The following is an 8,931-nucleotide window of genomic DNA, read 5'->3' on the forward strand; positions in this document are numbered from 1 at the left end:
TTCAGCGCAAGCCGCACAGGCCGAGCCGCCTGCCGCGCCGCCGCGTTCGCTGCTGATGCGGCTGTTCGGGGTGGTGCTCGATCCGCACACCTATGGCGCGCTGTTCTACATGCTGCTGTCGCTGGTGACCGGCACCTTCTTCTTCACCTGGGTGGTGACGGGCATGAGCCTGTCGCTGGGCCTGCTGATCCTGATCATCGGCATCCCGATCCTGCTGCTGTTCCTGGGCTCGGTGAGGGTGCTGTCGCTGCTGGAAGGTCGCATCATCGAGACCCTGCTGGGGGTGCGCATGCCGCGCCGGCCGGCCTATACCGACCGCAGCCAGGGCTGGCTGCAGCGCATCGGGGCGATGTTCTCCGACGGCCGGACATGGCTGACGATGCTGTATTTCCTGCTGATGCTGCCGCTGGGAACGCTGTACTTCACGCTGGCAACGGCCTTGCTGTCGACGTCGCTGGCACTGGTGTTCGCACCGTTGGCCGATCTGCTGTTCGGGCAGCCGGTCGGGATCTGGATCGACGGGGTCAATATCGGCTCGCCGTTCTGGATGTGGCCGTTGACGGTGGTGGCCGGCCTGCTGCTGCTGCTGGGCACCCTGCATCTGGCACGCGGCATCGGCAAGCTGCACGGCGCGCTGGCCAAGCATCTGCTGGTTCGCCTGTAAGCCGTCCGGGCAAACAGAAAGGGCGGGGTGCTCGCGCATCCCGCCCTTTTGCGTTCACTTCCGGCATCAGCGCTGCGCGCGACGCCGCAGCGGGGTGACGTTGCTGCCGGCGGCGGCCTTCTTGCGTGGCTTGGCAGCTGTGGCCGGCTGCGCATGGCGGGCCAGGAAGTCGCGCACGGTGGGGTAAACCACCTCGCGCCAGCGGCGGCCACTGAAGATGCCGTAGTGGCCGGCGCCCTCGACGATGAAGTGGCTGCGGCGCGAGGCCGGAATACCGGTGCAAAGCGCCTGCGCCGCCTCGGTCTGGCCGAGGCCGGCGATGTCGTCCAGCTCGCCTTCGATGCTCAGCAATGCGGTGTTGCGGATGGCCGACGGATCCACGCGCTCGCCGCGCACATACCACTCGCCGCGTGGCAACAGGAACTGCTGGAACACCACCTTGATGGTGTCCAGGTAGAACTGCGCCGGCATGTCCAGCACCGCGTTGTATTCATCGTAGAACTGGCGGTGGGCGTTGGCATCGTCCATGTCGCCCTTGACCAGATCGGTATAGAAATCCCAGTGCGACATCAAGTGGCGGCTGGGATTCATCGATACGAAACCGGCATGCTGCAGGAAGCCCGGATACACCCGGCGGCCCTGGCCGGGGAACGGCGCCGGCACGGTGTGGATGACGTTGTTCTCGAACCACGACAGCGGATTGCGCGTCGCCAGGTTGTTCACCGCGGTGGGGCTGCAGCGCGCATCGATCGGGCCGCCCATCATCACCAGCGAACGCGGGGTGGTTTCGCCGCGGCTGGCCATCAGCGAGACGGCGGCCAGCACCGGCACGGTCGGCTGGCAGACGCTGACCACATGCACGTTCTCCGCGCCGAGGTGGCGGATGAACTCCTGCACGTACTCCACATAATCGTCCAGGCCGAACTCGCCCTGTTCCACCGGCACCATGCGCGCGTCGATCCAGTCGGTGACGTAGACGCGGTGGTCGCGCAGCAGCGTGCGCACGGTGTCGCGCAGCAGCGTGGCGTGGTGGCCGGACAGCGGCGCCACCACCAGCACGATCGGCTGGGCCAGCAGTTCCTCGACCTTGGAAGCCTCGTTGCTGTGGCGCTTGAAGCGCAGCAGCTTGCAGAACGGCTTTTCCACCTCGGTGAGCTGGGCGATCGGCACGATCTCGCCGTCCAGTTCCAGCTCGTGGATGTTCCACTCGGGCTTTTCGTAGTCCTTGCCGATGCGGTGGAACAGCTCGTTCATCGCTGCCAGCCGATCGGCCCCGGGCATGGATGACCACCAGTGGCCAGGATTGTTGAAGAACGCCGCATTGGCCTGGGCCTGGTGAACCCAAGGCGCGAGCAGGTTGCGGGTCAACTCATGCAATTGATAAAGCATGGATCACTGATTATGTATGGTCATATGTTGCTGCGCAGCATAGCGCACTCTGGCGCTGGCGGCGTTAAACGCGGGCGGCGAGGCTCAGCGGCCCTGTTCCAGCGCGGCGACATCCTCGTCGAAGGCCGGCCCGAGCCAGCAGTGCGAGCCCACGGACTGGAAGCCGGCGCTACGCAGCTGGCGGCGATACCAGCTGGCCGCACGCTGCTGGAAACCGTCGTGGTCGCCATGGAAGTCGTCTTCGGCGGTGAAGGTTTCCAGGAACGCGACGCCGCCGCACAGCTCGGCCAGGCCTTGCAGCCCCTGTCGCAACTCGCGGCTGGGCACGTAGTGCATGACATCCGAACACACCAGCAGGTCCACCGGTGCGCACGGGCGCAGCCACTGGAAATCACCGAAGCCGGCCAGATGCAGGTTGCGGGTGCGGCCATAGCGGCGCACCGCGTACGCGCTGCTGTCAAAGCCCATGTACTGCAGTTTCGGCCGCAGCTTCAGCAGTGGCGCGCGCCAGGCGCCCTCGCCGCAGCCGATATCCAGCACGCTGCGGACCGGACGTTCCAGGTAGTACTCGGCCGTGGCCACGGCCAGCTGCACCTTGCGCGCCAGACGCGCGGGACCGCCGATGTCATCGCGCCGGTACCAGCGTTGGAAGTAGGCGGCGTCGTACTGTTTGTCGTGCATGTGCGCAGGGGAGGTGGATCGGTGAAAATGGCGACCATCCTACGCCGCCAAAGGGGCCAGTGCATGCAGTCGTACTTCTGGGTCAAGACGTTCCATCTGGTGTTCGTGGTGGCATGGATGGCGGCCGTGTTCTACCTGCCGCGCATCCTGGTCAACCTCACCGAAACCGCAGGGCAGGCTGCCGTGGTGGAGCGGCTGCAGCTGATGGGCAAGCGGTTGTACCGCTTCGGCCACATCATGTTCGGCATCGCTTCCTGCTTGGACTGGTGCTGTGGCTGGGCTACAAGGTGCTGCCCGATTTCCCGACCATGGTCGCACCGGGGGCAGCCGGCTGGCTGCATGCCAAGCTCGGACTGGTGGTGTTGCTGCTGGTCTACTACAGCGTCACCGGGCGCTGGTTGAAGGGCACGCTCAAGGGCAAGGCGTTGCCGTCCTCGCGCGCGCTGCGCTGGTTCAACGAGCTGCCGCTGGTGCTGTTCATCGCCATTGTCTACCTGGTGCTGGCCAAGCCGTTCTGAGGGGATCAGGAAATGAGATGAAAAGGCCGGCATTGCCGGCCTTTTTGTTGCGCACTCCACGCTGCAGCGGACGTGCTCATGACACCGGCGCGGTGCCGTGGCGCAGGGCGGCGACGAATTGCGGGTGTCGGGTGATGTCGCTGTGGTCGGCGTCGGCGAAGGTGATGACCTCGGCAAGGCCGGGGCGGAAATGACGGGCCAGCTGCAACGAGCTGTCGTTGGGGATCACCGTATCGCGGCCGGCGATGATCAGCGTGCTGGGGGCGCGGATGTGGCCGGCGAAGCGCCAGGACTCGTAGTGGTCGCGCAGCAGCCAGCGCACCGGAAACAGCGAGAACATCCGCGCCGCCAGCCCGGCGATGCTGCCGTAGGGCGTGACCAGCACCAGCCGGTCGGCAGTGCGCGCGGCGGCCAGCTGCACGGCGACACCCGAGCCCAGGCTGCGGCCGATCACGGTGATACGACCGGCATCTGCGGCGAGGGTGTCATACAGCGAGAACGCATCGGCGATCAGCGCCGACTCGCTCGGCATGCCCGAGCTGCCGCCGTAGCCGCGATAGTGCATGGCATGGATGCCGGCATCGGGGAAGGCGCGCTCCAGCAGCGGTAGCGTCTGCGCCACGTCCTCGGCGTTGCCGCCGAAGTACAGCACCAGATGCGGGCTTTGCCGCTGATTGCTGCTGATCAGGATCCGTGCGTCGTCGCGTTGCAGCGTCCAGTGGGGCGTGGCGGGATCGCGCGGGGCAGGGTGGTAGAGCAGGGCGCGGGCATTGACGGCCAGAAAGCCGCAGGCCAGCAGATAGACGCCGGCAACCACCGCCGAGGCGCTGGCCACCACTTTCGTTCCGGTATTCATCGCCTTGCCCTTGACGGGTGCTGGTGAGGATTGTGGACCTGGCGGTGTCGTGTGGGAGTCAACAAAAAGGCCGGCAATGCCGGCCTTCTGTTCAGAGCGCGATTGCGCCGGCGGGCTCAGGCCGCCTCGTAGGCTCCATAGCTGCGCAGGCGCTTGTAGCGCTGCTCCAGCAGTTCCTCCACGCCCAGCTTTTCCAGCGCGTCCAGCTCGTTGAGCAGCACGGCCTTCAGTCGCTTGCCCATCTGCGTCGGATTGCGGTGGGCGCCGCCGATCGGCTCGCGGATCACCTTGTCGATCAGACCCAGCCCCTTCAGGCGCGAGGCGATCATGCCCAGCTGCTCGGCCGCATCCTTGGCCTTGCCGGCGTCCTTCCACAGGATCGAGGCGCAGCCTTCCGGGCTGATGGTCGAGTAGACGCTGTATTCGAGCATCAGGGTGCGGTCGCCCACACCCAGCGCCAGCGCGCCGCCGGAGCCGCCCTCGCCGATCACGGTGCAGATCACCGGCACCTTCAGCTCGGCCATTTCCATCAGGTTGCGGGCAATCGCCTCGGACTGGCCACGCTCCTCTGCGTCGATGCCGGGCCAGGCGCCGGCGGTGTCGATCAGGGTCAGCACCGGCAGCTTGAAGCGCTCGGCCATCTTCATCAGGCGCAGCGCCTTGCGGTAACCCTCGGGCTTGGGCATGCCGAAGTTGCGACGTACCTTTTCCTTGGTGTCACGGCCTTTCTGGTGGCCGATCAGCATCACCGGGCGGCCGCCGATACGGGCCAGGCCGCCAACAATGGCCTTGTCATCGGCGAAGGCGCGATCGCCCGCCAGTTCCTGGAATTCATCGCAGAAGATGCGGATGTAATCCAGCGGATACGGGCGCGACGGATGGCGCGCCACCTGCAGTACCTGCCACGACGTGAGGTTGCGGAAGATCTGCGCGGTACGCAGGCGTAGCTTGTCTTCCAACGCCTTGACCTCGGCATCGACATTGACCGCCGGCCCGGCGCTGGCACTGCGCAGGTCCTTGATCTTGGCTTCCAGATCAGCGATGGGTTGCTCGAAATCGAGGTAGTTCGGGTTCATCGGAAACCGTCATGAATTCTAAAGGGGGGAAGTGTAGCCGAACGCGTCAGATCAACCCGTACGCGTGCGTCCGGTCAATTGGCCCACGGCGGGCTGCATTTGACCTTGACCGTGCGCACTGCGGGATCTTCGCGCAGTGCATCGATCAGTTTGGTGCTGACACGGACCGCACCGCTGCCGCCCAGATCGAGCATGCCGGCGATGCTGCCGGTCTTATCCTTGAGCAGCAGGTCCACACGCAGCGGTGTGCGACCGGGGCGATGGGTGTCCAGCAGTGCATCGATGCGCTGCCAGACCGGGCCGTCGCGCGCATCCACGCGCAGTGACAGGCGGATCGCATGGTCGGCGCAAAGCTGCTCGTAGTCCCAGCACTGGCGGATGCGCAACGCATAGCCGCCGTTGAACTCGTCCTCGCGCAGGCCACCCTTGACCACCAGGATGCGGTCCTTGGTCATCAGGTGGCCGAACTCGGCCAGGCCATCGGTGAACGCGCTGCATTCCACGCGGCCCTTGCCGTCTTCCAGCTGCATGAAGACCTGGCTCTCGCCCTTGCGGCGCACCCCCACCACCATGCCGGCCAGGATCACCGGGGCTTCCTGGCGCCAGGCGCGCTTTTCGCCGTCCTTGCCGGGACGCGCCGGGGGGATCAGCTTTTCCAGCCCGCCCAGATCGGTGCCGACCAGCTCTTTGACGTCGTCGGCAAAGGGATCGAACGGGTGGCCGCTGAGGTAGAAGCCCAGTGTCTCGCGCTCGCCTTCCAGCAGCTGGCCCAGTGCCCATTCCTTGCTTTCCGGCAGGTCCAGCTGCAGCGCGGTGTTGACCGGATCCGGAGCGCCGAACAGCGAATTCTGTCCGGAGGCCTTCTCGCGCGCCATCTGCTCGGTGGCCTTGAGCACTTCGGGCAGCTGCAGCATCAGCGTGGCGCGGTTCGTGCCCAGGCCATCGAGCGCGCCGCAGTTGATCATGGCTTCCAGCGTGCGCCGGTTGAGCTTGCCCGATTCGATGCGCGCGCAGAAATCCAGCAGCGAGGCGTACTCACCGTTGCGTTCGCGCTCTTCGACCACCGCCTCGCAGGCGCCCTGGCCGACGCCCTTGATCGCGCCCAGGCCGTAGCGGATGGTGTCGGCGTTGGCGGCCTCGAACATGTAGGCCGATTCGTTCACGCGCGGCGGCAGCACCGTCAGGCCGAGATTGCGCACTTCGGCCAGGAAGCCGACCATCTTGTCGGTGTTGTCCATGTCCGAGGACAGCGTCGCGGCCATGAACTCGGCCGGATAGTGACGCTTGAGCCACGCGGTCTGGTAGCTGACCAGCGCGTAGGCGGCGGCGTGCGATTTGTTGAAACCGTAGCCGGCGAACTTCTCCATCAGGTCGAAGATCTCGTCGGCCTTGGGTCCGTCGACGCCGCCCTTGGCCGCACCTTCGCGGAAGATCTCGCGGTGCTTGGCCATTTCGGCCGGCACCTTCTTGCCCATCGCGCGGCGCAGCAGGTCGGCGCCGCCCAGCGAGTAGCCGCCGACGATCTGCGCCATCTGCATCACCTGCTCCTGGTACACCATGATGCCGTAGGTGTCTTTCAGGATGGCTTCGGTGCGCGGATCGGGATAGATGATTTCTTCCTGCCCGTGCTTGCGCGCGTTGAAGGAGGGAATCAGGTCCATCGGGCCGGGGCGGTACAGCGACACCAGCGCGATCAGGTCTTCGAAGCGGTCAGGACGGGCGTCCTTGAGCAGGCGGCGCATGCCCGAGGATTCGAACTGGAACACCGCGCCGGTGTTGCCGTTGGCGAAGATGTCCTTGTAGGTCGGCGCGTCGTCCAGCGGAATCTGGGTGATGTCCACCGGCGGGATGCCGGCGCGCTCGTGGCGCTTGTTGATCGCCTTGACCGCCCAGTCGATGATGGTCAGCGTGCGCAGGCCGAGGAAGTCGAACTTCACCAGCCCGACTTCTTCCACGTCGTTCTTGTCGAACTGGGTGACCGGATTCTTGCCCTGGCCGTTCTCGTCGTGTTCGGCGTACAGCGGGCAGAACTCGCTCAGCGGCTCGGGGCCGATCACCACGCCGCCGGCGTGCTTGCCGGCGTTGCGGGTGAGGTCTTCCAGCTGCAATGCCAGATCGATCAGGTCGCGGACATCGTCCTCGCTCTCATAGCGGGCGATCAGCTCCGGCGAGGCCATTTCCGAATTGGCGCCTTCCTTGCCCATGCCCAGCGCATCTTTCAGATGGATGCCGAGGATGTTGGGGATCAGCTTGGAAACGCCATCGACCAGCCCGTAGGGGAAGCCGAGCACGCGGCCGGTGTCGCGCACCACCGCCTTGGCGGCCATGGTGCCGTAGGTGATGATCTGGCTGACGCGCTCGCGGCCGTACTTGCGCGCGACGTAGTCGATCACCTCGTCGCGGCGGTCCATGCAGAAGTCGATGTCGAAGTCGGGCATCGACACGCGTTCGGGGTTGAGGAAACGCTCGAACAGCAGGTTGTAGGGCAGCGGGTCCAGATCGGTGATCTTCAGTGCCCACGCCACCAGCGAACCGGCACCGGAACCGCGGCCCGGGCCGATCGGGATGCCCTGGTTCTTGCCCCACTGGATGAAGTCGGCCACGATCAGGAAGTAGCCGGGGAAGCCCATCTTGATGATAGTGTTGAGTTCGAACTCCAGGCGCTCGAAGTAGTCCTCGCGGCTCATGCCCGGCGCCAGCGGATTCTTCTGCAGGCGCTCTTCCAGACCGTCGCGCGACATCTTCTGGATCCAGGTGTCCAGGGTCTCGTCGTCGGGGACCGGGTAGTTGGGCAGGAAGTAGGTGCCCAGCCGCATCTCGAGATTGCAGCGCTGTGCCAGCGCCAGCGTGTTGTCGATCGCGTCGGGGATGTCGGCGAACAGCTCGGCCATCTGCTCGGGCGATTTCAGGTACTGCTCGCGGCTGTACTCGCGCGGACGCTTGGGGTCATCCAGCACGCGGCCGGTGGAAATACACACGCGCGCTTCGTGCGCGTCGAAATCCTCCGGCGACAGGAAACGCACGTCATTGCTGGCGATCACCGGCAGGCCGCGCTGGCCGGCGGCCATCAGCGCGAACTGGTTGAAGGCCTCTTCACCGTCGCGCTTGGTGCGGGTCAGCTCCAGGTGCAGGCCATCGCCGAACACGCGCTGCCAGTCGGCCAGCTGCTGTTCGGCCAGATCGTGGCGCCCTTCGGCCGCCAGCCGTCCGGCCAGGCTCTCGCGGCCGGCCAGCGCGAACAGGTTCTGGCAGCCGTCCTTGAGCCATTGCGGATGCACCGCCACGCCGCCTTCGGGGCGATGGCCTTCCATCCACGCCCGGGTGAGCAGGCGCGACAGGCTCAGGTAGCCTTCGCGGTCGCGGCACAGCAGCGTCATCCGCCACGGGTCCTGGCCTTCCTCGGCGATGAGCAGGTCGGCACCGGCAATCGGCTTGACTCCCACGCCTTCGGCAGCCTTGTAGAACTTCACCAGCGCGAACATGTTGTTCAGGTCGGTGACGGCCAGCGCGGGCGCCTGCATCTCTACCGAGCGGCTGAGCAGGTTGGCCTGTTTGGCTTTCTTGGGGTCGGCCTGATCGGGCTTCGCCGGGACACGGATGGTCGAATCCGCCAGCGAAAACTCGGTGTGGACGTGGAGATGGACGAAACGGGAAGTGGACATGCTGGGCCAGAATGATGCCCGGGCAGGGTAGCGGTGGGGGCCGGTGGGGACAAGGCTTGACATCACCGTGGGCGGTTGCCGGCTT

At 65.9% G+C, this 8,931-nt stretch carries 6 protein-coding genes and 1 pseudogene; 2 read left to right on the plus strand and 5 right to left on the minus strand.

The annotated features are described in order from the left end of the window. The coding region (locus JCM9942_RS06715) for a sensor domain-containing protein (protein WP_054658617.1) at positions 1 to 664 on the plus strand (664 nt) is incomplete at its 5' end. 66 nt (positions 665 to 730) lie between these two features. Here JCM9942_RS06715 and JCM9942_RS06720 read toward each other — a convergent pair. Together JCM9942_RS06720 and JCM9942_RS06725 are read right to left on the minus strand one after the other, a co-directional pair. Then, positions 731 to 2,053 (minus strand): polyhydroxyalkanoate depolymerase, encoded by a 1,323-nt coding sequence (locus tag JCM9942_RS06720; RefSeq protein ID WP_054658619.1) that lies wholly within the window; start codon positions 2,051 to 2,053, stop codon positions 731 to 733. Positions 2,054 to 2,137: 84 nt separating this feature from the next. Further along, positions 2,138 to 2,734: a class I SAM-dependent DNA methyltransferase gene (locus JCM9942_RS06725; protein WP_054658621.1), complete on the minus strand. Its 597-nt coding sequence runs from the start codon at positions 2,732 to 2,734 to the stop codon at positions 2,138 to 2,140. A gap of 63 nt (positions 2,735 to 2,797) precedes the next feature. On the opposite strand from JCM9942_RS06725, the pseudogene JCM9942_RS06730 reads away from it, so the two are divergent. Continuing rightward, a pseudogene (locus JCM9942_RS06730) lies at positions 2,798 to 3,252 on the plus strand (CopD family protein). A 76-nt stretch (positions 3,253 to 3,328) separates the two neighbouring features. Here the strand turns inward: JCM9942_RS06730 and JCM9942_RS06735 are convergent. The 3 genes from JCM9942_RS06735 to dnaE all read right to left on the minus strand — a co-directional run bounded on the left by JCM9942_RS06735 (position 3,329) and on the right by dnaE (position 8,846). Continuing rightward, positions 3,329 to 4,108, minus strand: a complete 780-nt coding sequence (locus JCM9942_RS06735; RefSeq protein WP_054658623.1) for an alpha/beta hydrolase — start codon at positions 4,106 to 4,108, stop codon at positions 3,329 to 3,331. Between the two features lie 116 nt (positions 4,109 to 4,224). Beyond that, positions 4,225 to 5,184, minus strand: coding sequence for an acetyl-CoA carboxylase carboxyltransferase subunit alpha (locus JCM9942_RS06740; protein WP_054658625.1), 960 nt, complete (start codon positions 5,182 to 5,184; stop codon positions 4,225 to 4,227). 74 nt (positions 5,185 to 5,258) lie between these two features. Then, positions 5,259 to 8,846, minus strand: coding sequence for a DNA polymerase III subunit alpha (gene dnaE / locus JCM9942_RS06745; RefSeq protein ID WP_054658627.1), 3,588 nt, complete (start codon positions 8,844 to 8,846; stop codon positions 5,259 to 5,261). Positions 8,847 to 8,931: the final 85 nt, after the last annotated feature.

The organism is Stenotrophomonas pictorum JCM 9942 (genome assembly GCF_001310775.1).
GTDB lineage: Bacteria > Pseudomonadota > Gammaproteobacteria > Xanthomonadales > Xanthomonadaceae > Stenotrophomonas > Stenotrophomonas pictorum.